Source organism: Acidovorax sp. ACV01 (genome assembly GCF_014851495.1).
GTDB lineage: Bacteria > Pseudomonadota > Gammaproteobacteria > Burkholderiales > Burkholderiaceae_C > Acidovorax > Acidovorax radicis.
The window spans coordinates 20,375-46,051 of sequence record NZ_JACUZT010000008.1 but is presented as its reverse complement, the minus strand read 5'-3'; the positions used below and the strand labels follow the sequence as shown (position 1 = coordinate 46,051).

General features: G+C 64.6%; 23 protein-coding genes. 12 read left to right on the top strand and 11 right to left on the bottom strand.

The genetic code is table 11. The annotated features are described in order from the left end of the window. Nucleotides 1–47 precede the first annotated feature (47 nt). The 8 genes from IB243_RS21030 to motA form a co-directional block, all read right to left on the bottom strand. Complete coding sequence (locus IB243_RS21030) at nucleotides 48–845, bottom strand: hypothetical protein (RefSeq protein ID WP_192429146.1); 798 nt, start codon at nucleotides 843–845, stop codon at nucleotides 48–50. Next, nucleotides 838–2,337 carry a flagellar biosynthesis protein FlhF gene (flhF, locus tag IB243_RS21025; protein WP_192429144.1) on the bottom strand — a complete coding sequence of 500 codons (1,500 nt, stop codon included), beginning with the start codon at nucleotides 2,335–2,337 and terminating at the stop codon, nucleotides 838–840. The genes IB243_RS21030 and flhF overlap by 8 nt, the downstream gene beginning before the upstream one ends. Continuing rightward, the gene (gene flhA, locus IB243_RS21020; RefSeq protein ID WP_192429142.1) at nucleotides 2,334–4,415 is read right to left on the bottom strand and encodes a flagellar biosynthesis protein FlhA; all 2,082 of its coding nucleotides are present in this window, start codon (nucleotides 4,413–4,415) and stop codon (nucleotides 2,334–2,336) included. The genes flhF and flhA overlap by 4 nt, the downstream gene beginning before the upstream one ends. After that, nucleotides 4,412–5,566, bottom strand: coding sequence for a flagellar biosynthesis protein FlhB (locus IB243_RS21015; protein ID WP_010466080.1), 1,155 nt, complete (start codon nucleotides 5,564–5,566; stop codon nucleotides 4,412–4,414). Before IB243_RS21015 ends, flhA begins: the two co-directional genes overlap by 4 nt. A 243-nt stretch (nucleotides 5,567–5,809) precedes the next feature. Then, nucleotides 5,810–6,436 carry a protein phosphatase CheZ gene (locus tag IB243_RS21010; RefSeq protein WP_010466078.1) on the bottom strand — a complete coding sequence of 209 codons (627 nt, stop codon included), beginning with the start codon at nucleotides 6,434–6,436 and terminating at the stop codon, nucleotides 5,810–5,812. A gap of 4 nt (nucleotides 6,437–6,440) precedes the next feature. Continuing rightward, a complete protein-coding gene (gene cheY / locus IB243_RS21005; protein ID WP_010466076.1) occupies nucleotides 6,441–6,827 on the bottom strand; it encodes a chemotaxis response regulator CheY in 387 nt (128 codons plus the stop codon). A gap of 72 nt (nucleotides 6,828–6,899) precedes the next feature. Further along, nucleotides 6,900–7,832, bottom strand: coding sequence for a flagellar motor protein MotB (gene motB, locus IB243_RS21000; protein WP_010466074.1), 933 nt, complete (start codon nucleotides 7,830–7,832; stop codon nucleotides 6,900–6,902). A gap of 30 nt (nucleotides 7,833–7,862) precedes the next feature. Beyond that, nucleotides 7,863–8,723 carry a flagellar motor stator protein MotA gene (gene motA / locus IB243_RS20995; RefSeq protein ID WP_010466072.1) on the bottom strand — a complete coding sequence of 287 codons (861 nt, stop codon included), beginning with the start codon at nucleotides 8,721–8,723 and terminating at the stop codon, nucleotides 7,863–7,865. 474 nt (nucleotides 8,724–9,197) lie between these two features. On the opposite strand from motA, the gene rfbF reads away from it, so the two are divergent. From rfbF to IB243_RS20960, 7 genes are read left to right on the top strand one after another with little or no spacing between them, the layout of a single operon-like run. Then, nucleotides 9,198–9,968, top strand: a complete 771-nt coding sequence (gene rfbF / locus IB243_RS20990; RefSeq protein WP_010466070.1) for a glucose-1-phosphate cytidylyltransferase — start codon at nucleotides 9,198–9,200, stop codon at nucleotides 9,966–9,968. Nucleotides 9,969–9,974: 6 nt separating this feature from the next. Further along, nucleotides 9,975–11,042 (top strand): CDP-glucose 4,6-dehydratase, encoded by a 1,068-nt coding sequence (gene rfbG, locus IB243_RS20985; protein ID WP_192429140.1) that lies wholly within the window; start codon nucleotides 9,975–9,977, stop codon nucleotides 11,040–11,042. Continuing rightward, nucleotides 11,039–11,599 (top strand): dTDP-4-dehydrorhamnose 3,5-epimerase family protein, encoded by a 561-nt coding sequence (locus tag IB243_RS20980; RefSeq protein ID WP_192429138.1) that lies wholly within the window; start codon nucleotides 11,039–11,041, stop codon nucleotides 11,597–11,599. The genes rfbG and IB243_RS20980 overlap by 4 nt, the downstream gene beginning before the upstream one ends. After that, on the top strand, nucleotides 11,596–12,837 hold the full coding sequence (locus IB243_RS20975; RefSeq protein ID WP_192429136.1) for a class I SAM-dependent methyltransferase: 1,242 nt from the start codon (nucleotides 11,596–11,598) through the stop codon (nucleotides 12,835–12,837). Before IB243_RS20980 ends, IB243_RS20975 begins: the two co-directional genes overlap by 4 nt. Next, the gene (locus IB243_RS20970) at nucleotides 12,838–13,326 is read left to right on the top strand and encodes an acyltransferase (protein ID WP_192429134.1); all 489 of its coding nucleotides are present in this window, start codon (nucleotides 12,838–12,840) and stop codon (nucleotides 13,324–13,326) included. Beyond that, complete coding sequence (locus IB243_RS20965) at nucleotides 13,323–14,174, top strand: NAD-dependent epimerase/dehydratase family protein (protein ID WP_192429132.1); 852 nt, start codon at nucleotides 13,323–13,325, stop codon at nucleotides 14,172–14,174. The genes IB243_RS20970 and IB243_RS20965 overlap by 4 nt, the downstream gene beginning before the upstream one ends. Beyond that, entirely contained in the window at nucleotides 14,171–14,950 is a 780-nt protein-coding gene (locus tag IB243_RS20960; RefSeq protein ID WP_192429130.1) for a cephalosporin hydroxylase family protein, read from the top strand. The genes IB243_RS20965 and IB243_RS20960 overlap by 4 nt, the downstream gene beginning before the upstream one ends. A gap of 127 nt (nucleotides 14,951–15,077) precedes the next feature. On the opposite strand, the gene IB243_RS20955 is transcribed toward IB243_RS20960, so the two are convergent. Beyond that, the gene (locus tag IB243_RS20955; RefSeq protein WP_192429128.1) at nucleotides 15,078–17,279 is read right to left on the bottom strand and encodes an acetylglucosamine transferase; all 2,202 of its coding nucleotides are present in this window, start codon (nucleotides 17,277–17,279) and stop codon (nucleotides 15,078–15,080) included. A gap of 102 nt (nucleotides 17,280–17,381) precedes the next feature. Beyond that, nucleotides 17,382–18,866: a flagellin gene (locus IB243_RS20950; protein ID WP_192429126.1), complete on the bottom strand. Its 1,485-nt coding sequence runs from the start codon at nucleotides 18,864–18,866 to the stop codon at nucleotides 17,382–17,384. A 321-nt stretch (nucleotides 18,867–19,187) separates the two neighbouring features. On the opposite strand from IB243_RS20950, the gene IB243_RS20945 reads away from it, so the two are divergent. The 4 genes from IB243_RS20945 (at nucleotide 19,188) to IB243_RS20930 (ending at nucleotide 23,131) form a co-directional block, all read left to right on the top strand. Continuing rightward, a complete protein-coding gene (locus IB243_RS20945; RefSeq protein WP_010466051.1) occupies nucleotides 19,188–20,675 on the top strand; it encodes a flagellin in 1,488 nt (495 codons plus the stop codon). 198 nt (nucleotides 20,676–20,873) lie between these two features. Further along, nucleotides 20,874–22,307, top strand: a complete 1,434-nt coding sequence (gene fliD, locus IB243_RS20940) for a flagellar filament capping protein FliD (RefSeq protein ID WP_192429124.1) — start codon at nucleotides 20,874–20,876, stop codon at nucleotides 22,305–22,307. A gap of 65 nt (nucleotides 22,308–22,372) precedes the next feature. Beyond that, nucleotides 22,373–22,828 (top strand): flagellar export chaperone FliS, encoded by a 456-nt coding sequence (fliS, locus tag IB243_RS20935; RefSeq protein ID WP_192429122.1) that lies wholly within the window; start codon nucleotides 22,373–22,375, stop codon nucleotides 22,826–22,828. 3 nt (nucleotides 22,829–22,831) lie between these two features. Then, complete coding sequence (locus tag IB243_RS20930) at nucleotides 22,832–23,131, top strand: flagellar protein FliT (RefSeq protein WP_010466046.1); 300 nt, start codon at nucleotides 22,832–22,834, stop codon at nucleotides 23,129–23,131. A gap of 370 nt (nucleotides 23,132–23,501) precedes the next feature. Here the strand turns inward: IB243_RS20930 and fliE are convergent, their stop codons facing one another. Further along, on the bottom strand, nucleotides 23,502–23,813 hold the full coding sequence (fliE, locus tag IB243_RS20925; protein WP_010466044.1) for a flagellar hook-basal body complex protein FliE: 312 nt from the start codon (nucleotides 23,811–23,813) through the stop codon (nucleotides 23,502–23,504). Between the two features lie 172 nt (nucleotides 23,814–23,985). Between fliE and fliF the strand changes: the two genes are divergently transcribed. After that, a complete protein-coding gene (gene fliF, locus IB243_RS20920) occupies nucleotides 23,986–25,677 on the top strand; it encodes a flagellar basal-body MS-ring/collar protein FliF (RefSeq protein ID WP_057229743.1) in 1,692 nt (563 codons plus the stop codon).

Sequence of the window (25,677 nt, the reverse complement as noted above, 5' to 3'; positions counted from 1 at the left end):
CAACGGCATGGGGTTAAACAAGTACATCACACGCTCTGGTACGCTGGTCAATGGCTCCGGACGAAATGCGCAGGCATTTCTGTCATGTTGCAAGGCGGTAGGGCCGTCAGCGATTCACTGATAGTGCCCGCATTTTCCAGTAGTTGCAAGGCCAGGCGCTGGAGGTCCTGGGGGTTCTGCGTGGCGATGGTGGTCGTGCGCACCGGGCCACCCAGGTGGCGCTCCGCGCAGTCCTGCAGGGTCAGCAGCGCGTGCTGTGTCTTGCGCCGTTCGGCGGCGGTGTCGCCGCGCAGCAAGGCCGCCACCATGCAGGGCAGGGTCGTGTGCAGGGCGATCTGCTTGAGGCTCTTGTAGCTGGTCAGCACGCCGGCCGATCCGTCGCCCATCACCACCAGCGGTATGGTGGACGTGTGCGTCAGCAGCGGCCCGAGTGTGGCCGCAGGCGCGTGCAGCACGATCAGTCCGTACGTCCGAAAATAGGGCAGCAGGCCGGGCAGGGGCGCCGTTTCATTGCGGCTGGCCTCCCGGCTGATGCGCAAAAGGCCCTTCGCCGCCGGAATCACCGCCAGTGACGAGGCCATCGCCCCCATGTTGAGGCTGACGCCCTCGTTCCACGGCGCCTGTTGCAGCAGGTGCAGCAGCCCCGGGCAGTCGTCCGTCTCCTGGGCGGTGCCGTCAAGCACCACCACCGGGTAGCCCAAGCGCTGCAGGCTCGCGCAGATCTGCCACAGCGTCTCCAGCCCGGTGCCTGCGTTGTCCTGGCTGGCGACCGCCACCACCCGCAGCTCTGACTGCGGGGTGAAGCTGTGCAGGCCGGCCGCCTGGTGAAAGCCGATATCAAGCATCGACCAGCCCTCGCTCGTTCATGGTGTCAGGCGAATGCGAGAAGAAGAAGTTCAGGTCGGTCGCCTTGGGATCAAAGGCCGATTTGGCGGGCGCGCGCATGGACGTGCTGATGAGCTTGTGTGCATCGGCGCGCTCCCAGTCTTCCGGCACGCGCTGGCCGTTGGTCACGCCGCGCAGCACCATCTGGTGGCGAATCAGTGCGTCGATGGCGGGGCCGAGCTTCACGGCTTCGTCCACCTTGGACAGGATGGCCTGCTGGGAGCCCTCGGTCTTGAAGGCAGTAAGCACGTCATCGAGCGTGTCACCATGGCAGCCCGCATTGAGCACCAGCAGGCGATTGACGTGGGGCAGGTCCAGCACGTCGAGCATGTCGCGCTTGCGCGGATCGCGCGGGGCAACGCCCGTGGTGTCGATCAACACCATCTTCTTGCCACTGAGCAGGCCCAGCAGGTCCTGGAGCGCGGCGCGGTCGTGCGCCAGATGGGCCACGATGCCCAGCATGCGGCCATAGGTGCGCAGCTGTTCGTGGGCGCCGACGCGGTAGGTATCCAGGGTGATCAGGCCCACGCTGCCGGGGCCGTGGATGCGTGCGCACAGTGCGGCCAGCTTGGCCGTGGTGGTGGTCTTGCCCACACCGGTGGAGCCCACCATCGCGAAGATGCCGCCTTGCTCGTACAGCGGAGGTTCGGCCAGGTCGGTCTTGAGGTTGCGCTCCAGCACTTCCATCAACCAGCGCACCGACTCTGCCGCCGACAGCTCTTCGGGCATGCGTTCCAGCACGGCGCGGGCCAGCGAGGGTGAATAGCCCGCGCGGATCATCTTGAGCATGAGATTGGACTGGATCGGGTTCTGGCGCGCCTGGCCCAGCCAGGCCAGTGTGTTGAAGCGGTCTTCGATCAACTCCTTCATCGCATGGAGTTCGTTCATCACGCTCTGCTGGTTGTTCGACTGGATCAGGTTGGCGCTGGCGGCTTCCTGCCGGCGGCGTGGCGGCTCGGGCGGGATGTCCATGGGGATGGTGCGCAGCGGGTTGTGGCGCACAACGGCGGGCGCGGGCATGCGTTCACGTTCCGGCTCCTGGTCGCGGCTGCGCTCCGACAAGGTTTGTGGTTCGGCGGGGCCGTTGAGCGCCTCGTGGCGGCGGCGCAGCATGCGCTCACGCACGTAGTCCTGGAACGACAGCGTGCTCATCGCCAGCTGCTCGGTGTCTTCCTCCACCGGGTTGCGACCCAGGGTGTTGGCCGTGGCTGCCTGGCTTGCGCGCTGGGGCGCGCTGCGCGCCGGTGTGGGGGCCAACAAGGGCGGGTTGCTGGAAGAGCCGGCACTGCCGCCGCCATCCAGGGCCGACAGGGTGTCCTCGGCCGTGGCCACGACTTCGACGCCGTTGGCCGTGGGGCGGTTGGACAGGATCAGTGTGCCGTCGCCAAAGGCCATGCGCGCTTTGGCCAGAGCCTCCCGGGATGTGGGAGCGTGGAAGCGTTTGATGTTCATGCTGATGCACCTCTAAGGATCGGCCCAATGCGGATGGTGTGGGTCTCGGGGATTTCACTGTGCGCAAGCACCTGCAGCCGGGGGGCCACGCGGCGCACCAGGCGGGAGATCGCGTTGCGGATTTGGTCGGGAACCAGCAGGCAGGCGGGCAGGCCCATCTCTTCCTGCTTGAGGGCCACCTCGGCGGCCTTTTGCGTGAGGATGTCGGCCACGCCCGGGTCCAGGGCGGGGCCGGCCGTGTTGCCCAGCGCCTGTACCAGCAGGCGTTCGAGGCCGGGTTCGATGGCGATGACGTTGAGTTCGCGGGTCGGGCCGTAGATCTGTTGAACGATGGCGGGCGACAGCGCAATGCGCACGCGGCGGGCCAACTCGACGGGATCGGAGACGCCACCGGCGTGCTCGGCCAGCGTTTCGATGATGGTGCGGATATCGCGGATGTGCACAGACTCTTCCAGCAGCAGCTGGAGGACTTTCTGGAACGTTGCGATGGAGACCATTTTGGGGACCACTTCTTCGATGAGCTTGGGAGCCAGCTTGGCCACGTGTTCCACCAGTTGCTGCGTTTCCGTGCGACTGAGGAGCTTGGCGGCTTGTACTTGCATCAAGTGTGACAAATGGGTGGCCATCACGGTTTCGGAATCAACGACCGTAAAACCAGCCATTTGTGCGGCTTCCTTCTGCCGGTCGTCGATCCAGTGTGCTGGGAGTCCAAAAGCAGGGTCTGTGGTGGGGGTGCCAATCAGCGGCGTGGTGATGCCGCCCGGGTTGATGGCCAGGAACATGCCGGGGAAGGCTTCGCCTTCGCCCACCACCACGCCACGCAGCGTGATGCGGTAGCCGCTGGGCTTCAATTCGAGGTTGTCGCGCACGTGGACGGCTGGGGGCAGGAAACCGACTTCCTGCGCAAACTTGCGGCGCACGCCCTTGATGCGCGTGAGCAGGTCGCCCTGGCGGCTCTTGTCCACCAGGCTGATCAGGCGATAGCCCAGCTCCAGGCCAAGCAGGTCCACGGGCTGCAGGTCGTCCCAGGTGGCTTCGCCATCGCTGACGGGGGCGGGCGGGGCCTCGACTTCGGGCGGTACCTTTTGGCGTTCGTGCAGCACCCAGGCGCCATAGGCGAGCAGGCCACCCATGGTCAGAAACACCACGTGAGGCATGCCCGGGATCAGGCCCAGCAGCAGCAGGATGCCTGCGGTTACGCCCAGCACGCGGGGTGACATGAAGAGCTGCTGCACGATCTGGCGGCCCATGTCGTGGTCCTTGCCCACGCGCGAGATCACCATGGCGGCGGCTACCGAAATCAGCAGGCCGGGGATCTGCGCCACCAGCGCATCACCAATGGCCAGCAGGATGTAGCTGTCGGCCGCCTGCTTGGCCGAGAGGTCATGCTGCAAAACACCGATGGCAAAGCCACCGATGATGTTGATCAAGAGGATCAGGATGCCGGCGACCGCATCGCCGCGCACGAACTTGGAGGCACCGTCCATGGACCCGAAGAAGTTCGCTTCTTCCGCCACTTCGGCGCGGCGGCGCTTGGCTTCCTTCTCGTCGATCAGCCCGGCGTTCAGGTCGGCATCCACCGCCATCTGCTTGCCGGGCATGGCGTCCAGCGTGAAGCGGGCCGACACTTCGGCAATGCGCTCGGCGCCCTTGGTGATCACCACAAAGTTGATCACCACCAGGATCGCGAACACGATCAGCCCGACGGCAAAGTTGCCACCGATCAGGAAGTGGCCGAAGGCCTCGATCACCGCACCGGCGGCGCCCGGGCCCGTGTGGCCTTCCAGCAGCACCACCCGGGTAGAGGCCACGTTCAGCGACAGGCGCATGAGGGTGGTCAGCAGCAGCACCGATGGGAAGGCCGCGAAATCCAGGGGGCGCAGCATGTAGGCCGCCACCATCATCACCATCAGGGCCACGGCGATGTTCAGCGTGAAGAACGCGTCGAGCAGCCACGGCGGGATCGGCAGCACCATGAGCGCGAGAATGGCGACCACCAGCAGCGGCGCCGACAGGCCCTGCAGGGCGCCCGCATTGCTGCCAGCCCATTGCCGAAGAGACGTTACGGAGGTGTTCATACGGCAGCGCCTTGCACGGGAGTGCGGTTCAGCGGATCGAGTTCAGGGGGCACAAACGGCTCCACCAGGCCGTCAGGCATGTGGCCTTCTCCACGCAGGGCGGCCTTCAAGCGGTAGACATAGGCCAGCACCTGGGCCACGGCGGTGTAGAGCGCGGTGGGAATGGCCTGGTCGAGCTCGGCATGGGCATACAGCGCCCGGGCCAGCATGGGCGACTGCAGCACGGGCACGTTGTGCTCCTTGGCGACATCGCGGATCTTGAGCGCGATGAGGTCGGTGCCGCGCGAAATCACTTGTGGGGCGCTCATGGTCTTTTCGTCGTACTTGAGCGCCACGGCGTAGTGGGTGGGGTTCATGACCACGAAGTCGGCCTTGGGAACGGCGCCCACGCTGGCACGGTCGGCAATCTCGCGCTGCTTTTGGCGGATGCGGCCCTTGGTGTGCGGGTTGCCGTCGGATTCCTTGTGCTCTTGCTTGATTTCTTCGTGCGACATCTTCAGGCGCGCCTTGAAGAAGTAAGCCTGCAGGGGCACGTCCACCAGCGCCGCCAGAAACACCACCAGCAGCAGCAGGCTCATGCCGGACGTGAGCCAGTCCGCCAGCTGGCGGATGGCCATGGGGGAGGGTTGCAGCACCAGCATGGCCACGGTGTCGATGCTGTTGCCCATGAACTTCCAGGCCACATAGCTCAGGATCGCGGTCATCAGCACCATCTTGGCCACATTGGCCATCTGCTGCTTGGAGAAAAGGTTGGCCACGCCCGAGATCGGGTTGAGCCGGTTGAATTGGGGGGTGATCGGCTTGAGACTCAGAATCCAGCCGCCCGCGCCAATGGCGCTGATCAGGGCGGCGGCGCTGGTGAGAAGGGCAAACACCGTGCTGGCCACCAGGCCCACCAACATCATGTCCTGCAAGCGCTTGAGCATGGTGCCCGGTGCCATCACGGTGGCTGCATCAAACGCCAGCTGCTGGCTCATCGCCCGCTGCATATGGTCCATCAGCTGGGGGGCAAGCACGAGAAGGCAGGCTGCCCCGGCACCGAGGATTGCCAAGTGGGAAAGATCGCGTGAGCGCGCTCCCTGGCCGTCTTCGCGCGTCTTCTGCAGCTTGCGCTCTGACGCGGGTAGGCTTTTTTCTTGGCTGGATTCCATGATGGCATGACGGCTGGTGTCATGCCATTGTCGTGAGCGACCCGGAAATCTAAAGCCCGATAAAGAGGTGGCAGCCCCCCCTTTTCGATGCGGCGTGAAGCGGCTTCAGGCGCATACGGTCACTCGCTGGCAACAGCCCAATGCAGGAGGAAGTTGTCAAAATTGATAGCTTCTAGCGCTTGATGGGTAAGCGCCAGAGATCATTTTGATCAATAAACCGGGGATGAAGCCCCCGGCGGGCTGTCAGAACCCGAGGCTGGCGAGCAGATCGTCCACCTGGGACTGGTCAGTCACCACGTCGGGGGTGTGCTCGGGGTCCACCACGGGCCCCTGCAGGTGCGCGGTGCGGGCTGGCTCGACCACGGCGGCCACCTGCGCATTGGCGGGGGCGGTCTGGATCAGCAACTGCACCAGCTGGTCTTCGATGGTGGCGGCCAGGTTCACCACGCGGGCGATCACCTGCCCCGTGAGGTCGTGAAAATCCTGCGCCATCATGATTTCGGTGAGGTGCGTGTCGGCTTCCTTGGTCACGCGCTCCACGTCGGTGAGGAAGTTGAAGATCTCGCCCTTGGCCACGGCCGCCACCGGGTCGGCCACCAGTGAGTTGACGACCCGGCGCGTTTCCGCCGCGATGTAGTCGTGCTGGGCCTTCGCCTGCTCGACGCGGTTGAGCACCTTTTCGGCCGCTTCACCGGTCAGGCGGGCGATGTAGGACAGGCGGCTTTGCGCGTCGGGCAGCTCGCCCATCGAGCCGCGCAGCTTGTCGGCATAGCCCAGTTCGTTGAGCGAGTCGTGCAGCTGGCGGGTCAGCTGGCCAATTTTGTGGTGTACATCGGCAGGCGGCTGGCTGTTGTCCGGTGTGTCGTCCATGGTGTCATAGCCCCATCTTTTTCAGGATCAAGGTCACTTTCTCTTCGAGCGTGGCCTTGGTGAAGGGTTTGACGATGTAGCCCGCGGCACCGCCCTGGGCGGCCGCCACGATGTCTTCCTTGCGGGCTTCGGCTGTGACCATGAGGACGGGCAAGTGCTTGAGCTTGTCGTCCTTCTTGATTTCCGCCAGCAACTGAAAACCGTTCATGTTGGGCATGTTGATGTCGGTCACCACGAAGTCGAACTTGCTGTTGCGCAGCTTGTTCAAGGCGGCCACGCCATCTTCGGCCTCGTCGGCATCGGCAAAGCCGCTTTCCTTGAGCAGATTGCGCACGATGCGCCGCATGGTGGAGAAGTCGTCAACGATCAAAAAACGAAGGGCTGTGGTCACGTGGGACCCTTTCGGTCGGAAATGGCTGTAAGTATTGTCATGGGTGGCAGGTTTGGTGACAAGTCGTAACTTTTACCTGACAGGGGGGGGATTTTCCCGCTTTTCATTCAACAGTTCTGTCGATGTGATTTCAGGAATCCCCTTGCCCATGAGTCGTTCTTCGGCCTCCCGGGTCAGCACCGTGATGGTGATGCGCCGGTTGGCGGGTGCACGTGGGGTTTTTGGCTCCAGCAGATCACTGGCCGCCAGGCCCACCACACGTCCCAGTTTAGCGTCTGGCATGCCGGCCGAGACAAGCTCGCGGCGCGAGGCATTGGCGCGGTCGGCCGACAGCTCCCAGTTGCTGTAGCCCCGGTCGCTGTTGCCGTAGGGCACGGCATCGGTATGCCCTGCCAGGCTGATGCGGTTTTCCACCCCGCCGAGGGCAGCGCCGATCTCGCGCAGGATGTCGCGCATGTAGGGTTTCACCAACGCGCTGCCACTGTCGAACATGGGGCGGTTCTGGTCGTCGATGATCTGGATCTGCAGGCCGTCGGGCGTGATATCGATGCGGATCTGCGACTTGTATTCGTTCAGGCGCGGGTTTTCGGTGATGAGTGCGTCGATCTTGGCCTCCAGGGCCTTGATGCGGTCCAGGTCCTGCTTGGCCTGCTCGGCCTTGGCGGCGTCGATGCTCATGCGGCGCTGCTTGGCCGCCTCCACGTCGGAACGCCGCACTTGTCCATGCACCTTCGAGAGATCGTTGCCCCCGCCCGGAATCACGCTGGAGCTGTTGCCCGCGCCATCGCCGCCCGTCATCGCCACCTTGAGCGGCGACGCAAAATACGCGGCAATCCCCTGCAGCTCGCCCTTGGCCGTGGAGCCCAGCAGCCACATCAGCAGGAAGAACGCCATCATCGCCGTCACGAAGTCGGCATACGCAATCTTCCAGGCGCCACCATGCACCGCATGGCCGCCCTTCTTGATGCGCTTGACGATGATGGGCTGGAGTTTTTTTTCTGCCATGGCGTTGTGGACTTCGCGGCGCTGCCGTCGCTACTTCTTGCCCTTCACATGCCCCTCCAGCTCGGAGAAGCTGGGGCGGACGCTGGAGAAAAGCACCTTGCGGCCAAATTCGATGGCCGTGGCGGGGTTGTAGCCCTGCATGCTGGCCAGCAGGGTGGACTTGATGCACAGCAGCTCCTTGGCGGCGTCCTCGGTCTTTTGCTCGACCAGGCCGCCCAGGGGTTCGACCACACCGTAGGCCAGCAAAATCCCGAGGAACGTGCCCACCAGCGCCGAGCCGATCATGCCGCCCAGCACCGAGGGCGGCTGGCCCACCGAGCCCATGGTGTTCACCACGCCCAGCACGGCAGCCACGATACCGAAGGCGGGCAGGGCGCCAGCCAGGCGCGCCAGCGCGGCCACGGGGGCGTGGGCCTCCTGGTGGTGGGTGTCGATCTCGCTGTCCATCAGCGCTTCGATCTCGTGGGAGTTGAGGTTGCCCGAGACCATCATGCGCAGGTAGTCGGTGGTGAACTCGATCACATGGTGGTCGCTGCCCACGGTGGGGTATTTCTTGAATATCTCGGACTCGTGGGGCGCTTCCACATCCTTTTCGATCGCCATCAGCCCTTCCTTGCGGGCCTTTTGCAGGATGTCATAGAGCATGGCCATGAGCTCCATGTAGCGGGCCTTGGTGTATTTGGAGCCCTTGAGCGCCATCGGGATGGCGGCCAGGGTGGCCTTGATCACCTTGGGTTGGTTGTTCACCACGAAGGCGCCCAGCGCGCCGCCCAGGATGGTGACGATCTCGAAGGGCAGGGCCTTCAGGATCACGCTGATGTTCCCGCCGTGCACGATGTACACGCCGAAGATGCAGCCTAGGCAGACAACGTAACCGATGATGACGAACATGCTTTAGACGTGTTGGGCGGCAGCCGAGGCAAAACAGGAGGGCGGGCAGGGCCGCTGGCAACGCGGCTTACCGAAGGTTACTGCAAATGTATCGGATTGAAGAGCCTGGAATGCGCTCAAGAGTGCCATCAACACAGGGCTTCTCTGGCAAATGGCGCCATCGCCACACCTGCGTTTCCTTCGGCCGTGCTTCGACCTTCCTTGGCCGGGTCGGTGTGACCTGGCCTCGCCAACCCCCCGCGTTTTGCGCAAAGGTTGGGATGGTGGCGCTGAATATGGCCAGTGTCAGAGGATTCCCTATAAAAATGCCGCTGGCGCTTGATGGTCAATAACTTGTTGCTATAAATTTGGTAGCTTTATGGGATTGCTTGGCACCCGCTCACACCTGTGCGCAGTGTCAATCGCTGCATTTGGCCCGTATTTCCGCAGTGACAGGGCCTTTTGGTGGCGCAGGGGCTGGACTATGCTGCGGGCATGAAAGCCGTACTGCTCGCGGGGGGGCTGGGAACCCGCATCTCGGAAGAGTCGCACCTGCGTCCCAAGCCCATGATCGAGATCGGTGGGCGGCCCATCCTTTGGCACATCATGAAGATGTACGCTGCCCATGGCGTCAACGACTTCATCATCTGCCTGGGTTACCGGGGCTACGTGATCAAGGAGTATTTCGCCAATTACTTCCTGCACATGTCGGACGTGACCTTCGACATGGCCAACAACCGCATGGAAGTGCACCACCGCCACGCCGAGCCCTGGCGCGTGACGCTGGTGGACACCGGCGAAAGCACCATGACCGGCGGGCGTTTGCGACGGGTGCAGGAATATCTGCCTGCGGGCGAGCCCTTCTGCTTTACCTATGGCGATGGTGTTGCCGACCTCGACATGACGGCCCAGTTTGCCTTCCACCGCGCCCATGGCCGCCAGGCCACGGTGACGGCCGTGCAGCCTCCGGGCCGCTATGGCGCCCTGGTGCGCGATGGCGACACCGTGGCCGGGTTCGAGGAAAAACCGCGTGGCGACGGCGGCTGGATCAACGGCGGCTTTTTTGTGCTGCAGCCCGAGGTGATCGACCACATCGAAGGCGACGCCACCAGCTGGGAGCTGGAGCCCATGGCCCGCCTGGCCACCAGCGGCCAGCTTCGCGCCTTTGAACACACGGGCTTTTGGCAGCCGATGGACACGCTGCGCGAGAAGAACCTTCTCGAAGACCTGTGGCAATCGGGCCGCGCGCCCTGGAAGTGCTGGTAAACCACGATGCGCCCTGATCCCGACTTCTGGCGCGGCAAGCGCGTGTTGCTCACTGGCCACACCGGCTTCAAAGGTGCCTGGCTGGCCCTGTGGCTGCAGCGCCTGGGCGCGCAGGTGACCGGCGTGGCGCTGCCCCCTGCCACAGACCCCAACCTGTTCACCCTGGCTCAGCTGGGGCAGGGCGGCCCGGGCATGGAGAGCCATTTTTGCGACATCCGCAGCCCCCAGGCCCTGGCCATGCGTGTGCGCGCCGCCCGGCCCGAGGTGGTGCTGCACCTGGCCGCGCAGGCGCTGGTGCGGCCCGGCTACGCGGCGCCGCTCGACACCTTTTCCACCAACGTCATGGGCACGGCACATCTGCTCGATGCCCTGCGCGGCCTGGCTGGCGTGCGCGTGGCCGTGGTGGTCACCACCGACAAGGTCTACCGCAACCGCGAATGGGCGTACCCCTACCGCGAAGACGACCCGCTGGGCGGGCACGACCCCTATAGCGCCAGCAAGGCCGCCACCGAGCTGGTCACCGCCAGCTACCGCGATTCTTTCCTGGCCGCCCAGGGCATTGCCGTGGCCACCGCGCGAGCGGGCAACGTGATTGGCGGCGGCGACTGGGCGCAGGACCGCCTGCTGCCAGACGCCGTGCGCGCCTGGGAAAAGGGTGCAACCTTGCACATCCGCCGCCCCCAGGCCACGCGCCCCTGGCAGCATGTGCTGGAGCCGCTGGCCGCCTACCTGCGTCTGGCCCAGTGCCTGTGGGAATCGCCCGCGCTGGCCGGTGCCTACAACTTTGGTCCTCTGCCGCACGAGGCAGCCACGGTCAAAAATGTCATTGAATTGGCCTCTAGCGCTTATCCATCCAGCGCAACCAGCTATGAAAAAGAGAGTGATGGGCCGCACGAGGCTGGCTGGCTGGCGCTGGAGACCGCGCAGGCCCGCCAGGTGCTTGGCGTGGCCCCGCACTGGGCGCTGAACACGGCCGTGGCGCGCACCATGAACTGGTACCGCCAGCAACACGGTGGCGCCGATGCCCGTGCGCTGTGCCTGGCCGACATCGACGCCTGGGAGGCGCGCCCATGAGCCGACTGGCCGTGGCGCCGCTGCCTCTGGCGGGGCTGTTCCGCGTGCAACGCCAGCCCCTGGTGGACGAACGCGGTTTTTTTTCCCGCATGTTCTGCGGCGAGGAGCTGGCCGGTGCCGGCTGGACGGCGCCCATCGCCCAGATCAACCAGAGCTACACGGCGCTCAAAGGCGCCGTGCGTGGCATGCACTACCAAAAGCCGCCACACGCCGAGATGAAGCTCGTGAGCTGCCTGCGCGGTGAGGTCTGGGATGTGGCCGTGGACCTGCGCCAGGGCTCGCCCACCTTTTTGCAGTGGCATGCCGAGCATTTGTCCGCAGACAACGGCAACGCGCTCCTGATCCCGCCCGGTTTTGCCCACGGCTTCCAGGCGCTGAGCGACCATGCCGAGCTGCTGTATTGCCACTCTGCGGCCTACGCGCCCGCCGCCGAGGCGGGGCTGCACCCGCTCGACCCGCGCCTGGCCATTGCCTGGCCGCTGCCGGTGGGGCAAATGTCGCCCCGTGACGCAGGCCAGCCCTGGATGACCGAAGAATTCGAAGGAGTGCGCCTGTGAAGTGCCGACACTGCGGCAGCCCGCTGCAACTGCCGTTCCTGGACCTGGGCAGCGCGCCCCCGTCCAACGCCTACCTGAGCGCGGCCGCCCTGCGCGCGCCCGAGACCTGGTTCCCCCTGCGCCTGTTGGTGTGCGAGACCTGCTGGCTGGTACAGACCGAAGACCACGCCGGGCGCGAGGCGCTGTTCACTGACGACTACGCGTACTTCAGCTCGTTCTCATCGTCCTGGCTGGCCCACGCCAATGCGTACGTGGAGGCAATGCGCGAACGCCTGGCGCTCACCGCCGCAAGCCGCGTGGTCGAGGTCGCATCGAACGACGGCTACTTGCTGCAGTATGTGCAGGCGGCTGGCATTCCTTGCTACGGCGTGGAGCCCACGGCCAGCACGGCGGCAGCGGCCCGCGCCAAGGGCATTGCGGTGGTGGATCGGTTCTTTGGCGTGGCGCTGGCCGACGAGCTGGCCGCCGCAGGCCGCCAGGCCGACCTGATCGCCGCCAACAACGTGCTGGCCCATGTGCCCGACATCAACGATTTTGTGGGCGGCTTCACGCGGCTGCTCAAGCCCCATGGCGTGGCCACCTTCGAGTTTCCGCACCTGCTGCGCATGGTGCAGGGGTGCCAGTTCGACACGGCGTACCACGAGCACTACTCCTATCTGTCGCTCACGGCGGTGCAGCGCATTTTTGCGGCCAACGGCCTGGTGGTGATCGATGTGCAGGAGCTGCCCACCCACGGCGGCAGCCTGCGGGTGTTTGCCGCCCGCGCCGATACCGTGGGCCACCCCCAGGTAACGGCTGAAGGCACCACCCGCGTGCAGCAACTGCTGGCCAACGAGGCAGCGGCGGGCATCCTGGGTGCCGGTTTTTACAGCGATTTCCAGGCCCAGGCCATACGGGTCAAGCGAGAGCTGCTCACATTCTTGCTGCAGTGCCAGGCCGACGGCATCACCGTGGGCGCATACGGCGCGGCCGCCAAGGGCAACACCCTGCTCAACTTTGCGGGGGTGCGGCCCGATCTGCTGCCTTATGCCGTGGACAAGAACCCCGCCAAGCAGGGCCAGTACCTGCCCGGCAGCCACATCCCGGTGGTGAGCGAGGCGCACCTGCGCGCCCGCAAGCCGCAGCGCATCCTGATCCTGCCCTGGAACCTGCGCAGCGAGGTGGCCGAGCAGCTGGACTACACGCGCAGCTGGGGCGCGCAGATGGTGGTGGCCGTGCCGCGCCTGGAGGTGTTCTAGGTGATCGAGCTGCACCCCACCGCGAAGCTCTCACACCTGGCCGACATCGAAGACTCGGTGCGCGGCACGCGCATCGTGGTGGGCGCGCATTCGGTGATCGACAGCTTCGTCAAGGTCAAGCCTGCGGGCGGCAGTGGCGACCTGGTGGTGGGCGAACATGTGGTCATCAACGCGGGCTGCGTGCTCTACACCGGCAACGGCATCCACATCGGCAATTACGTGGCGATTGCCGCCAATTGCACCTTTGCGCCGGTCAACCATGCCTATGCCGACCGCAGCCGCTTGATCCGCGAGCAGGGTTTTCTGCCCAGCAAGGGCGGCATCGTGATCGAGGACGACGTATGGATCGGCGCCAACTGCGTGCTGCTCGACGGCGCCGTGCTGCGGCGCGGCTGCGTGGTGGGCGCGGGCTCCATCGTGCGCGGTGAGCTGCTGGCGTACACCGTGTATGCGGGCCAGCCGCTGGCGGCCGTGGGGGAGCGCCGGTGACGGGCCTGCCCCTTGCGACGTTTACCGTGCTGGGAGCCACGGGCTACATCGGCAGCCGCCTGGTGGCGCATCTGCAGGCCCAGGGCCACACCGTGTCGGCGCCAACGCGTGGCGATACCGAGGTGTTCACCCGCCCGCTGGGCCATGTGATCTATTGCGTGGGGCTCACCGCCGATTTCCGCACGCGCCCGTTCGACACTGTGGACGCCCATGTGGGCCTGCTGGCCGAGGTGCTGCGGCGCGCGCAGTTCGATTCGTTGCTGTACCTGTCTTCCACCCGCGTCTACATGGGGGCGGCTGATACCCACGAAGATGCGCCCCTGGCCGTGCTGCCGGGCGACCCTTCGTACCTGTACAACCTCACCAAGCTCACCGGCGAATCGCTGTGCCATGCCTGCGGGCGCCCCGGGGTGCGCGTGGCGCGCCTGTCCAACGTGGTCGGGCCGGGCATGGACGCGGCCTCCGGCAACCTGGTGGCCGACCTGGTGGGCCAGGCCCGGGCGGGCCGCATCGTGCTGCGCTCCGATCCGCAGTCCGCCAAGGACTATGTGCATGTGGACGACCTGCTGGACTGGCTGCCGCGCATTGCGCTTGCGGGCCGCGCTGCCACCTACAACGTGGCCAGCGGCCGACAGACCCTGCACGCCCAGTGGCTGGCCTGGTTGCAGGCGCGCACCGGCTGCACCGTGGAGGTGGCCGCGCAGGCACCGCTGCAGGCATTTCCCCCCATCAATGTGCAGCGCCTGCAGGGTGAATGGGGTGTGGCACCCCGCGCCGTGCTGGCCGATGACCTTTTGCTGAACGACGCTTCCGTTGTGACCGACCCTGTTGGAGTAACCCCGCCATGAACCCCGTTGACCAATTTGCCCAGGAACGCCGCGACCGCCTTGCGGGCTATGCCCAGGACACCGCGTTCCAGACCCTGTCGCGCGACTGGCTGCAGGCCTCGATGCAGCGGCAGTACGTCTACAACTTCGACTGGATGGGCCGGCCCATCATCCAGTACCCGCAGGACATGGTGGCGATGCAGGAGCTGGTGTGGCGCGTGCGGCCGGACCTCATCATCGAGACCGGCATCGCGCACGGTGGCTCACTGGTGCTCAGCGCCTCGCTGCTGGCGCTGCTGGACATGAGCGACGCCATCGAGGCGGGCACCACGATGGACCCGCGCGCCTCGCGCCGCAAGGTGCTGGGCGTGGACATCGACATCCGCGCGCACAACCGCGCCGCCATCGAAGCCCACCCCATGGCCAGCCGCATCGCCATGATCCAGGGCTCGGCCGTGGCGCCCGGCGTGGTGCAGCAGGTGCGCGACTTTGCGAAGGGCTACCAGCGCGTGCTGGTGTGCCTGGACTCCATGCACACGCACGACCATGTGCTGGGCGAACTCGATGCCTATGCGCCGCTGGTCACTCCCGGCAGCTACTGTGTGGTGTTCGATACCTTTGTGGAAGACATGCCGCCCAAGTTCTTTGCCGACCGACCCTGGGACGTGGGCAACAACCCCAAGACGGCGGTGCACCAGTGGCTGGCCGGGCACGCCGAGTTCGAAGTGGATGCCGAGATGGAGCAGCGCCTGCAGGTCACGGTGGCGCCGCACGGGTTTCTGCGCCGCAAGGAGTGATCGGTAGTCTCAAAGGCGGAAATTTGAATAAAAATAGGCTCCAGCGCTTGATGGGTAAGCGCTAGTAGCTATTAAATTCATAGTAACCGTCGGGGCGGGCAGCCCCTGCTGCCGGGCGCCCCGGGCGTCAGGCGGCGGAAGCGGAGCCCATGCCCATCGCCTGCGTGGCATGTTGCAGGTAGGTCACGGCAAATTCGGTGTGGCCGTGGGCATGCTCCACCTCTGCCAGGCAGGCCAGGGCCAAGGGGTCATGGGGCACGGCGCTGAGCACGGTTTCGGCCAGTTCGGTCACGGCGATCCAGTGGCGGTCGGTGATCTGGTGCTCGGTGGTGGTCGCCGACGCGGGAGGCGTGGCGGCCTTGGCTTTTTCCACCAGGTCCTGCAGGCGCTGATGGGCCTCGTGCAGGCTCACCCGCTGGCCGGGTTTCAAGCCCACGCCGGGCACGGGGGCATGGGTCCATTCCTCAGGCAGCTGGGGCAGCCACTCCTGTATCGCCTGTGCCTGGGCTTCGGCGTTGTTCGGGTGCTCGGCCTTGGCCAGCCACTGTAGCCACATCACACGGAGGCCTTCCGCAAAGTGGTGGTTGAAGATGTCCTCGCGCATGAGGGCCGAGGCCTCCACCTCGCCGCGCAGTCCCAGCCGCAGTGTGTTCAGCGCCTCTACGTCTGCGGCCAGGCTTTTGGCGATGCGCACATAGTCTTCGGGCGTCTCGGCCAGCCACTCGGTGCGGCCCAGGTAGGCCAGCAGGCCCACTCCCATGCGGCTTTTGAAGCTCTCGCCCACCATCGACACGATGGGCAGGCCCATCCACAACACGTCGAAGGTTGTGGTGCCGCCGGTCAGCGGGAAGGGGTCGAGCGCGATGTCGATGCGGTGGTAGGTCAGGTACTGGTTGTCGGTGCGCTGAGCCACCAGGTCTACTTGTGCCGGAGGCAGGCCCAGGCGCTCGCAGCGGTCGCGGTAGGCCTGCGCAAAATCGGGGCGGTCAAGGTTCTTGCCTTCGATCAGCAGGCGCGACCCTGGCACGGCCGCCAGTACCTGGCCCCACAGTGCCAGTACCTCGTCGGTGAGCTTGCCCAGGTTGTTGCACGAGCCAAAGGTGATGAAGCCGTTGGCGAGCGCGGGCGCCGGGCGCACCTGGTAGCGCGGCTGGTAGCGCCACAGCGGGTTGCGGCTCATGGGGCGGTAGCAGGCGAACAGCGTGGGCAGGCGGTAGAGCTGCTCGGTGTACTGCGCGTCGGCGCCGGGCGGGTCGGTGATCTCGTCGGTGAACTTGTAGTCCACGGCCGTGAGCCCGGTGGTGGCCGGGAACCCCAGCCAGGACACCTGCACCGGCGCCGCCTTGTGGGCCAGGGTCAACAGCCCGTTGTTGCCAGTGTGGCCCGCCAGGTCGATCAGGATGTCGATGCCCTGGGCGCGAATGGCCTCGGCCTGCTGCTGGGGGCTGAAGCCGGCCAGGGGCACAAAGTGGTCGGCGTGGCGCTGGACCCGCTCGGTGACGTGATCGTCCCGTGGAAACAGATAGAAGGCGAAAACCTCAAACTGCCGCCGGTCCAGTTGCGCCAGCAGACCCTCCACAAAGTACATCACCGAGTGCACACGGAAGTCGGGGGAGAGGAAGCCGATCTTCAGGCGTTGCCATGGCGAGCCCCGGTGCTCCTGGAAATCGGGCCACTCTGGGCGCAGCGGCGGCTCGAACACAGCGCCGTACTGCCGTGCGGCCGCCGACAGCTGCGCGGCGTCCACCTGGGGATCGGCCAGCATGAACAACAGCTTGTTGGTGTAGTTGCCAGGGTCGTTGTAGCGCAGGGCGATGGCCGTCTCGCAGTCCTTGACCGCCTCGCGCACCTGGCCCAGCTCGCGCCGGTGGATGGCGCTTTGCATGAGCGCAGCGACGCGGTCGTGCAAGGTTTCGGCCAGTGCAGCGGCTGTCTGGCTTGCGTCAAAACCCTTGTCGTGCAGGGTCAGGAGGTAGCAGCATTCGGCCAGCTTGATCCAGCCAATGGCTTGCCGGGGGCGCAGCTTGCAGACTTTCTCCAGAAGGGGGAGCGCGTCAATATTGCGGGCTTGCTCAATGAGTACGTTGGCGTAGTTGATCAGCAGTTCGGCATCGTTGGGCCACAGGACGACAGCCTGCTGATAGGCCTTGAGGGCAGCGCCGAACTCGCGCTGTTTGTTCAGTGAGAACCCGAGTAGGCGGTGCGCAGCGAGGCTGCGTCCGCTTTTTCGAAGCGCATGGCGGCACAGGCGGGTCAGCAGGGGCCAGTCGGCGGCGGTGAGCGCGGCTTGGAGGCGGGCCTCGTCCTGTTCGGGGTGTTTGGGTTGCACGTTGCGACCGATCTACGAGCAAATGGGCGGGATGCGGCAGTGTGCCATGTACAAAGGGGCCCGTTGGGCCCCTTTGTCGTTGTTCCTTCGGCGCGTTGGCTGTTACTTGAGCAGCGACAGCACTCCCTGGGGGATCTGGTTGGCCTGGGCCACCATCGCCGTGCCTGCCTGCTGCAGGATCTGGGCGCGCGACAGGTTGGCCGTTTCTGCCGCGAAGTCTGCGTCCTGAATGCGCGAGCGTGATGCCGAGAGGTTCTCGGACGTGATCTGCAGGCTGGCAATGCTGGTCTCAAAGCGGGACTGCATGGCACCGAGCTTGGCGCGCTCGCCGCTGATGAAGGCCAGGGCCGAGTCCACGGTCTTCAGGGCGTCGGTGGCATTGGTGAACGTGGTCACGTCCAGGTTGGCCACCGTGTGCAGGGTCGAGCCGCCGTTGTCCAACTGGTTGCTGGCCGAGGTCACGGCAAACGACTTTTCCGAGTCCAGCGTGATGTAGCCGCCCGTGTTGACGAATTCCACATTGGCATCCGCCGCCAGAGTGCGGGCCGTGCCGTTGCTGGCGCCAGCGGCGTCGTAGCCGGTGACGGTGACCGCTGCCGCGTTGGCGTTCACGGTGTCGCCGATCACGATGTTGTTGCCGGTGGCGTTGGTCAGGATGATCTGGGTGCCGTCCGAATTGAGCGAGGCGTTGATCCCTGTCTTGGCCGATTGCTCGTTGATGGCCGATACAGCAGGGGACAGACGGTCTGTGCCGGTGGCGGAGGTCAGCGTGAAGGAGATCGTGCGGGACGCGCCGACGTTGTCACCTTCCAGCGTCAGCGAGTAGGAGCCGACAGCGGCCATGCCGCCCAGGCGCACTTCGGTGCGGGCCGAGGCCGTCACACCGGTGGTGGACTGCAGCGCATTGATCTGGTCGGCCGTGGCCTTGGCCGTGGCGCTCACAGCTACCGTCAGGGTGCCCGTGCCCAGGTAGCCGCTGATGGCGGCAGAGCCCGTGGTCACCCCGTTGGTGCCCGTGGTGGCCTGCGTGGCCGATGCGCCAATGCCCGAGCCGTTGGAGGCGACGTTCTGGTTGTTGCCGTAGACACTGGTGCGCAAGTTGGCTGTGGCTGCCACGATGGTCTGGTTGGCGTTGGCGCCCACCTGGAACTGCTGCGTACCAAAGGTGCCGTCCAGCAATTTCTGGCCGTTGAATTCGGTGGTTTGCGAAATGCGGTCCAGTTCTGCCACCAACTGGCCGACTTCCTGTTGCAGGGCCTGGCGGTCGCCAGCGCTGTTGGAAGCGTTGGCCGATTGCACCGCCAGTTCACGCACCCGCTGCAGGATGTTGCCGGCCGACCCCATCGCGCCTTCCGCCACCTGTGCCAGCGAAATGCCGTCGTTCGCATTGCGAACAGCTTGGTTCAGGCCACGGATCTGGCTGGTGAAGCGCTCAGAGATGGCCAAGCCAGCGGCGTCGTCCTTGGCGCTGTTGATGCGCAAGCCGGATGAAAGCCGCTGGATGGCCGTGTTCAGCGAAGCCTGGCTGGTGCCCAGGTTGCGCTGGGCGGTCAGCGAGCTAATGTTGGTATTGATGGTTGCTGCCATGGCGAAACTCCTTAACGTCGCAAGACGGATCTGTTTGCCGGTTCAAGCGCACCCGTCCGGCTGTCAATGGGGGAACGATGGATGAATTGTGGAGACGCTGCTTTTGGGCGTTTAGGAGATAAGCGGCAAAAAAGTCGTACAACTTGTGCGTTTGCCCCTCAAGTTTTCCGGCGGCGACCCGAAAACAATTGCAACGGTCCGTAAGCGGCCCGCCGTTCACCAGATGGCCTGCAGCGCTGGGAACCCAGGAGGCCAGCGCGGTGCTGGCGCCCCGGCTGGCGGTAACGCCATATTCAGTCAGTTCTTTTCTGGAGATTTGCAATGGCTTCCACCATCAACACCAACATCGCCTCGCTCACCGCCCAACGCAACCTGGGCATGAGTCAGACTTCTCTCAATACGTCGATCCAGCGCCTGTCGTCTGGCTTGCGTATCAACAGCGCCAAGGACGACGCCGCTGGCTTGGCCATCTCTGAGCGCTTCACCAGCCAGATCCGTGGCCTGAACCAGGCTGTTCGCAATGCGAATGACGGCATCTCCCTGGCGCAAACCGCTGAAGGCGCCTTGAAGGCGTCTGGCGACATCCTGCAACGTGTGCGTGAACTGGCTGTGCAATCGGCCAACGCTTCCAACAGCGCTGGCGACCGCCAGGCCCTGCAACAAGAAGTGGGCCAGCTGGTGTCCGAACTGGACCGTATCTCGCAAACCACGGAATTCAACGGTTCCAAGCTGCTGGACGGCAGCTTCGGCACGCAGCAGTTCCAAGTGGGTGCCAATGCCAACCAGACCATCGTGGCTGCCACGGGCAATCTGCGCACCAGCGTCTACGGTAACAACCAGAACGTTGCCTCCAACGGCTCGGGCATCGGCGCATCGGCCACCCAAGCCACCGCAGGCACCAACGGTGTGACCACGGGTACCGTGGCCATCAGCGGCGCTCTGGGTACGGGGACGTTGACCGTGGCTGTCAGCGCTACCGCGAAGGCTACGGCCGACCAGATCAATGCCCTGAAGGCCGATACCGGCGTGACGGCCACGGCCCGCACCGAAGTGCGCCTGGGTGGTATGGCGGCTGTTGGCTCCTACTCGCTGACGCTGGAAGGTGACAACGTTGGCGCGGCTCGTACCGTGTCCTTCACGCTGACCTCCGCCACCGGCACGGACCGCCTCTCGGCTGCTGTGTCCGCCATCAACGACCAGTCTGCCAAGACCGGTATCAATGCTTCGCTGAGCACGGATGGCACCCAGATCATCCTGAGCAACGCCACCGGTAACAACATCGTGGTGGGCGATACGACCAACGCCAATGCGGCCAACGTGACGGTCACCGGCTACGACGCAGCTGGTGCAGCCAACGGCGGTACGACGACGCTGAGCTCTGCAGCAGCAACGGTGGAAAACGTGAACACCGGTGGTTACATCACGCTGGACTCGGAAAAGTCTTTCGCAATTACTTCGACCAGCAATCAGTTGGACAATGGTGGCTCGGCCTTGCAAACGGTGGCCAACCTGGATGTGACTACGTTCAGCAATGCCACCAACGCCCTGAAGACCGTGGACTCAGCCCTGGCCTTCATCAACGGTGAACGTGCCAAGCTCGGTGCCCTGCAATCGCGCTTCGAAACGTCGATCAGCAACCTACAAGTGACCTCTGAAAACCTGTCTTCTTCGCGCAGCCGCATCCTGGATGCCGACTTCGCCGCGGAAACAGCCAACCTGTCGCGTTCGCAGATCCTGCAACAGGCTGGCACGGCCATGGTGGCCCAGGCCAACCAGTTGCCCCAAGGCGTGTTGGCCCTGCTGCGTTAAGCAGCGGGCATGGCAGCCAGGGCGTTGCAGCGCCCTTGCGAACCCCAGGCGGCGGCAGATTTCTGTCGCCGCCCTTTGGCTTTCTGGAAGGCGGGTGCCAGGACCGCTGGAATAAGACGGGTTTCCTGGCGTGTTTACGGACGTTCTTGATCGCCATTCGGCGCCATAATTTCCGTTGGACCAGTTCAGGAGGTTTGTATGGCCACCATTTCATCCCCAGGCGTCGGCACGAACGGACTTGATGTCAAGAGCATCATCTCCCAGTTAGTCGCGCTGGAAAAAAAGCCCCTGGACACGCTCAAGCTGCAGGCGGCCACGGTCAATACCAAGATTTCTGCCTTTGGGCAGATCAAGTCGCTGGTGTCCACCTTGCAGGACGCCGCGAGCAAGCTCACCAGCGTGACCGGCTGGAACGGTGTCACCACCACCTCGTCCGACTCCAAATATGTATCGGCCACTGCGGTCGGCGGTACTTTGCCTACCACCTTCAGTGTGGAGGTGCAAAGCCTGGCCAAGGCGCAAGCCACGGCCTCTGCTGCACTTTTGCCGGTGGGTGGCGCGCTGGGGTCAGGCACCTTGCGGCTGGAGCTGGGCAAATGGAGTGTGGCGCCCGCGTCCTTCACGCCAGGGAGTGGCCAGCCCGTGGACATCACCATCAGTGCCAGCGACAAGCTGTCGGACGTAGCCAGCAAGATCAACGGCGCGAATGCAGGTGTCACCGCCTCCGTGCTGACGGATGCCTCGGGCGAGCGCTTGCTGCTGCGCAGCAAGAGCACGGGGGAAGAGTCGGGTTTTCGCCTCAGCGTCATGGAGGATGGAGATACCGACCCCCAAAGTGCGGGCAACACCGACGCCACCGGCTTGTCTCGCCTGGTGGCGGGAACCACTGTGACGCAGGTGGCAGCCAATGCCAAGGCGACGGTCAACGGGATTGCGGTGTCTTCGGGTACCAACACCTTTGCATCCACGATTTCAGGCGTGACCTTCAAGGCAGAGCAGGTCACCACTGCTCCGATCGAGATCTCGGTCGGCAAAGATGACGCGGCGGTCAAGTCCAACATTGATGGGTTCGTCAAGGCTTACAACGCCATCAACCAGTTGCTGCAAGAGGCGACGAAATACGACGCCAAGACCAATTCGGCCGGCTTGCTGCAAGGCGACTCCACGACGGTCGCGCTGCAAAACTCTCTGCGCAACGCGATCCAGTCGGTCACCACCGGGGGGGGGGCGTTTCAGCGCCTGGCCGACGTGGGCATCACACAGCAGCTGGGCGGGGATCTGGCAGTGGACAGTACCAAGCTGAACAAGGCGCTTTCCGAAAACCCGGATGACGTCAAAAATCTGTTCCGCAACACGGGCGGCGGCTCTGCCAACGGTATTGCGGTGCAGCTCAAGGCGCTGACCACCACACTGCTCGCCAATGACGGCTTCTTCAAATCGAAGGACGACACCTTGCAGATGAGCCTCAAGCGCAACGGCAAGGACCAGACGCGGGTGAATGAAAAGGTGGAGGCCTTTGAAAAACGCATCACGCAGCGCTATAACGCACTGGATACGCAACTGAGCAGCTTGAACGGCCTGAACGCGTACATCTCTCAGCAGGTCACCGCCTGGAACAAGTCGACTGGTTAATCAGGGGCTTCAGTTTTTCTGGCGCACGCCGATAACTTAAGTAATACCTCGGAAGGATTGTCAGCATGTTCAGCGCCTACAGCCCCCGTGCAGCCAACGCTTACCAGCGTATCAATGTGGAAACCAGCATGCACACGATGGACCAGCACCAGCTGGTCAGTCTGCTGTATGAAGGCGTCCTCAATTCCATTGCCACGGCACGTGGCTCCATGGCACGCGGAGACGTGCTGGGCAAGGTCAATGGCATCTCCAAAGCCATCCGCATTCTGGAGGAAGGCCTGAGCACTTCGCTCGACAAGGTCGACGGGGGTGAACTGGCGGAAAACCTGGGCGCGCTCTACGACTACTGCATGCGCCGCCTGATCCTGGCCAACGCCCGCAACGACGACGCGATGATGCTCGAGGTCATGCGCCTGATCGAGCCCGTGGCGCAGGGCTGGAACGAAATCAAGAAAACCGGCACCGCGGCTTCGGCCGATGCGCCTGCCGCCACTGGCCAGCCCGTGCTGGTGGAGGCCTGAACCATGTCCCACATGCTGATTGACTACTACAAGGCGATTGAAGACAGCAGCGCCAAGATGCTGGAGGCTGCCAAGCTCAAGGACTGGGACGGCGTTGTGCGCTACGAAGGTGCCTGCGCGGTACTGATCGAGCAACTGCGCTTCAAGTCGCAAGAGCACGAACTTCTGCCCGAGCACAAACGTGAGAAGACCCGGATCATGCAGCGCATCCTGCGCAACGATGCCCAGATTCGCTGCCTGGCTGAGCCCTGGCTGGCGCAGTTCGAACACCTGTTTGAAGGGCAGCCGCAAATGATGCACTGAGGCGGGCGCTGAGCCTCAGGACAAAGCCGACCCCGCGAGGTCGGCTTTTTCATGGGCAAAATGGGGCGCTACCGCTTGTCTATCAAACGCAATAAGCTATCAAATTGGGAGTGCATTTCGCTGGCTTGGCAAAACGGTGCCACGGCCAGCGATGCGCCGTTCAGCCCCCTGTGACAAGAGCGTGGAGTGCCTTTTTTGTGAGAAAAAAGCCCTATAGCGCTTATCTGTAGAGCGCGAGTAGCTACGAAATCAGGAGTAAATGCAGGCCCCCACCGCTCGATACCGGCGCGCCCCAGGCGAGGGATGCCAAGCAAGGATCACCCCGGAGCGAGGGGAAGCGGCGCAGCCGCTCAGGGGAGCGCCCCTGCTCCTAAACCTGCATGTTCATGATGTCGGTGTAGGCCTGCACCATCCGGTTGCGGACATGTAGCGTTGCCTGAAAGCCGATCTGGGCTTTTTGGATCGCCACCATGGTCTCTTCCAGGCTGACCGAGGGGTTTTCCATCTGGACCTCGGTCTGCAGATTGGATGACTTGTTCTGCGCGGCGCTGACCGACTGCAGCGCGCCCTTGAGGGCGCCCGAGAAACCCACGTCGTTGGCGTCGTTTTGCGGCGCTGCAGCACGGCGCGCCACGCCAGCGCCCGTGAGGGGGGCGGTAGAGCTTGAGATGCGAAGGTCCATGGCTGTATCCGTGGGAATGGCGGTATGCTGCGTATCCTAGCCATCGCGCCGGGATCCATCGCTCTGAATTGATGGCCAAACGCGCGGCTTATCCAGCGAACATTTTGGAGGCGTGACCGAATAATCGACCCCACGCTTTGGTCCTTGCCGGGCCGCCCTACTGGAAAGCAAGATGTCTGCAGTTGCTGAAATTCCTCTCACTCCCCCTGCCAGCCCGAACTGGCTGCAGCGGCTGTCTGCCCTCGACAGGGCACAGCGCATGCGGCTGGGTGTGGGCGCGGCGCTGTTGGTGGCGGTGGCCATTGCGGCCATTGTCCTGGGGCGTCAGCCTGACTACCGGGTGCTGTTTGCCAACCTGAATGACAAGGATGGCGGCGCCATCGTCGCCCAGTTGTCGCAGATGAACGTGCCCTACAAGCACGCAGATGGGGGTGGCGCCATCCTGATCCCCGCAGACCGCGTGCACGACGTGCGCCTGCGCCTGGCCACCCAGGGCCTGCCCAAGGGTTCGGTGGCGGGCTTCGAACTGATGGAGTCCAGCAAGTTCGGGATGACGCAGTTTCAGGAGCGCCTGAACTTCCAGCGTGGCCTGGAAGGCGAACTCACCCGCTCCATCCAGGCGCTGTCTTCTGTGCAGGGCGCGCGCGTGCATCTGGCGCTTCCCAACCAGAATGGCTTCTTCCGGGAGCAGCAAAAGCCGTCGGCTTCGGTGCTGGTGAGCCTGCATCCCGGCCGCATTCTCGACCGAGCCCAGCTGGCGGGCATCGTGCACCTCGTGGCGTCCAGCGTGCCGGAGTTGTCTCCTTCTGCCGTGAGCGTGCTGGACGACACGGGCAAGCTGCTTTCCCAATCGCCCGATACCGCATCCGGAAACGGCGTGGATGCGCAGCAACTGCTGTATGTGCAGCAGATCGAACAACAGTACACCCGTCGGATCCTGGACATTCTGGAGCCCGTGGTGGGCCGCAACAACGTCAAGGCGCAGGTGACGGCCGAGGTGGATTTCACCCAGACCGAATCCACGTCGGAGCAGCACCGGCCCAACCTCGCCACTGACGCCAGCGCCATCCGCAGCCAGCAGATCGTGGAAAGCGCTGGCCCCCAGGGCAATCCGCTGCCCACGGGGGTGCCGGGCGCCACCACGAACCAGCCCCCCGCACCTTCTACAGCGCCCATCAACGGCGCCAACCCGCCTCCCACCGCCGCCGGCCAGCAGGCCCAGGGCACCCAGGCCGTGGGCAGCAAGCGCGAGTCCATCACCAATTACGAGGTGGACAAGACCGTGCGCGTGACACGCGGCGGCAGCGGGGCGCTCAAACGGGTCAGCGCGGCGGTGGTGGTGAACTACCAGTCCACGGAAGACAAGGGCAAGACTGTGACGAAGGCGCTCACGCCGGAGCAACTGGAACAGATGACGGCGCTGGTGCGCGAGACCATTGGCTTCAACCGGGATCGTGGCGACTCCGTCAATCTCATGAACACCCCGTTCCAGGTTGCGGTGACGCCAACCACCGATGTTCCGCTGTGGAAGCAGCCCGAGGTGATCGACCTGGCCAAGACCTTCGCCTGGCCGGTGGGTGCGGTGCTGTTCGCTGCCCTGGTGCTGATGGGCCTGGTGCGGCCTGCGCTCAAGGGTGGCGCCGCCGCCAAACCCCGCGCCATCCCGGTGGCTGGTGGCCAGCTGGATGCCGTGGAATCCGAAACGCCCGAGCGTCCGGCGCTGCCTGCGCCCGCCAAGAAGAACGAAGTGCTTCCCGCCACGCCGGAGCAGCTGCGCCTGGAAGATGCGCGGGTGCTGGCCAAGGAGAACCCTGTTGCCGTGGCCAACATCCTGAAGACCTGGCTGAACGGCGACCCCGTCTGA

Excerpts from the sequence above, each read along its gene's own strand:
- flhF (WP_192429144.1), bottom strand. The coding sequence starts at position 2,337 with ATGAACATCAAACGCTTCCACGCTCCCACATCCCGGGAGGCTCTGGCC.
- motA (WP_010466072.1), bottom strand. The coding sequence starts at position 8,723 with ATGTTCGTCATCATCGGTTACGTTGTCTGCCTAGGCTGCATCTTCGGC.
- IB243_RS20980 (WP_192429138.1), top strand. The coding sequence starts at position 11,039 with ATGAGCCGACTGGCCGTGGCGCCGCTGCCTCTGGCGGGGCTGTTCCGC.
- IB243_RS20960 (WP_192429130.1), top strand. The coding sequence starts at position 14,171 with ATGAACCCCGTTGACCAATTTGCCCAGGAACGCCGCGACCGCCTTGCG.
- IB243_RS21010 (WP_010466078.1), bottom strand. The coding sequence starts at position 6,436 with ATGGACGACACACCGGACAACAGCCAGCCGCCTGCCGATGTACACCAC.
- rfbG (WP_192429140.1), top strand. The coding sequence starts at position 9,975 with ATGCGCCCTGATCCCGACTTCTGGCGCGGCAAGCGCGTGTTGCTCACT.
- fliS (WP_192429122.1), top strand. The coding sequence starts at position 22,373 with ATGTTCAGCGCCTACAGCCCCCGTGCAGCCAACGCTTACCAGCGTATC.
- fliF (WP_057229743.1), top strand. The coding sequence starts at position 23,986 with ATGTCTGCAGTTGCTGAAATTCCTCTCACTCCCCCTGCCAGCCCGAAC.
- flhA (WP_192429142.1), bottom strand. The coding sequence starts at position 4,415 with ATGAACACCTCCGTAACGTCTCTTCGGCAATGGGCTGGCAGCAATGCG.
- IB243_RS20930 (WP_010466046.1), top strand. The coding sequence starts at position 22,832 with ATGTCCCACATGCTGATTGACTACTACAAGGCGATTGAAGACAGCAGC.
- motB (WP_010466074.1), bottom strand. The coding sequence starts at position 7,832 with ATGGCAGAAAAAAAACTCCAGCCCATCATCGTCAAGCGCATCAAGAAG.
- IB243_RS21015 (WP_010466080.1), bottom strand. The coding sequence starts at position 5,566 with ATGGAATCCAGCCAAGAAAAAAGCCTACCCGCGTCAGAGCGCAAGCTG.
- fliD (WP_192429124.1), top strand. The coding sequence starts at position 20,874 with ATGGCCACCATTTCATCCCCAGGCGTCGGCACGAACGGACTTGATGTC.
- fliE (WP_010466044.1), bottom strand. The coding sequence starts at position 23,813 with ATGGACCTTCGCATCTCAAGCTCTACCGCCCCCCTCACGGGCGCTGGC.
- IB243_RS21030 (WP_192429146.1), bottom strand. The coding sequence starts at position 845 with ATGCTTGATATCGGCTTTCACCAGGCGGCCGGCCTGCACAGCTTCACC.
- IB243_RS20950 (WP_192429126.1), bottom strand. The coding sequence starts at position 18,866 with ATGGCAGCAACCATCAATACCAACATTAGCTCGCTGACCGCCCAGCGC.
- IB243_RS20945 (WP_010466051.1), top strand. The coding sequence starts at position 19,188 with ATGGCTTCCACCATCAACACCAACATCGCCTCGCTCACCGCCCAACGC.
- rfbF (WP_010466070.1), top strand. The coding sequence starts at position 9,198 with ATGAAAGCCGTACTGCTCGCGGGGGGGCTGGGAACCCGCATCTCGGAA.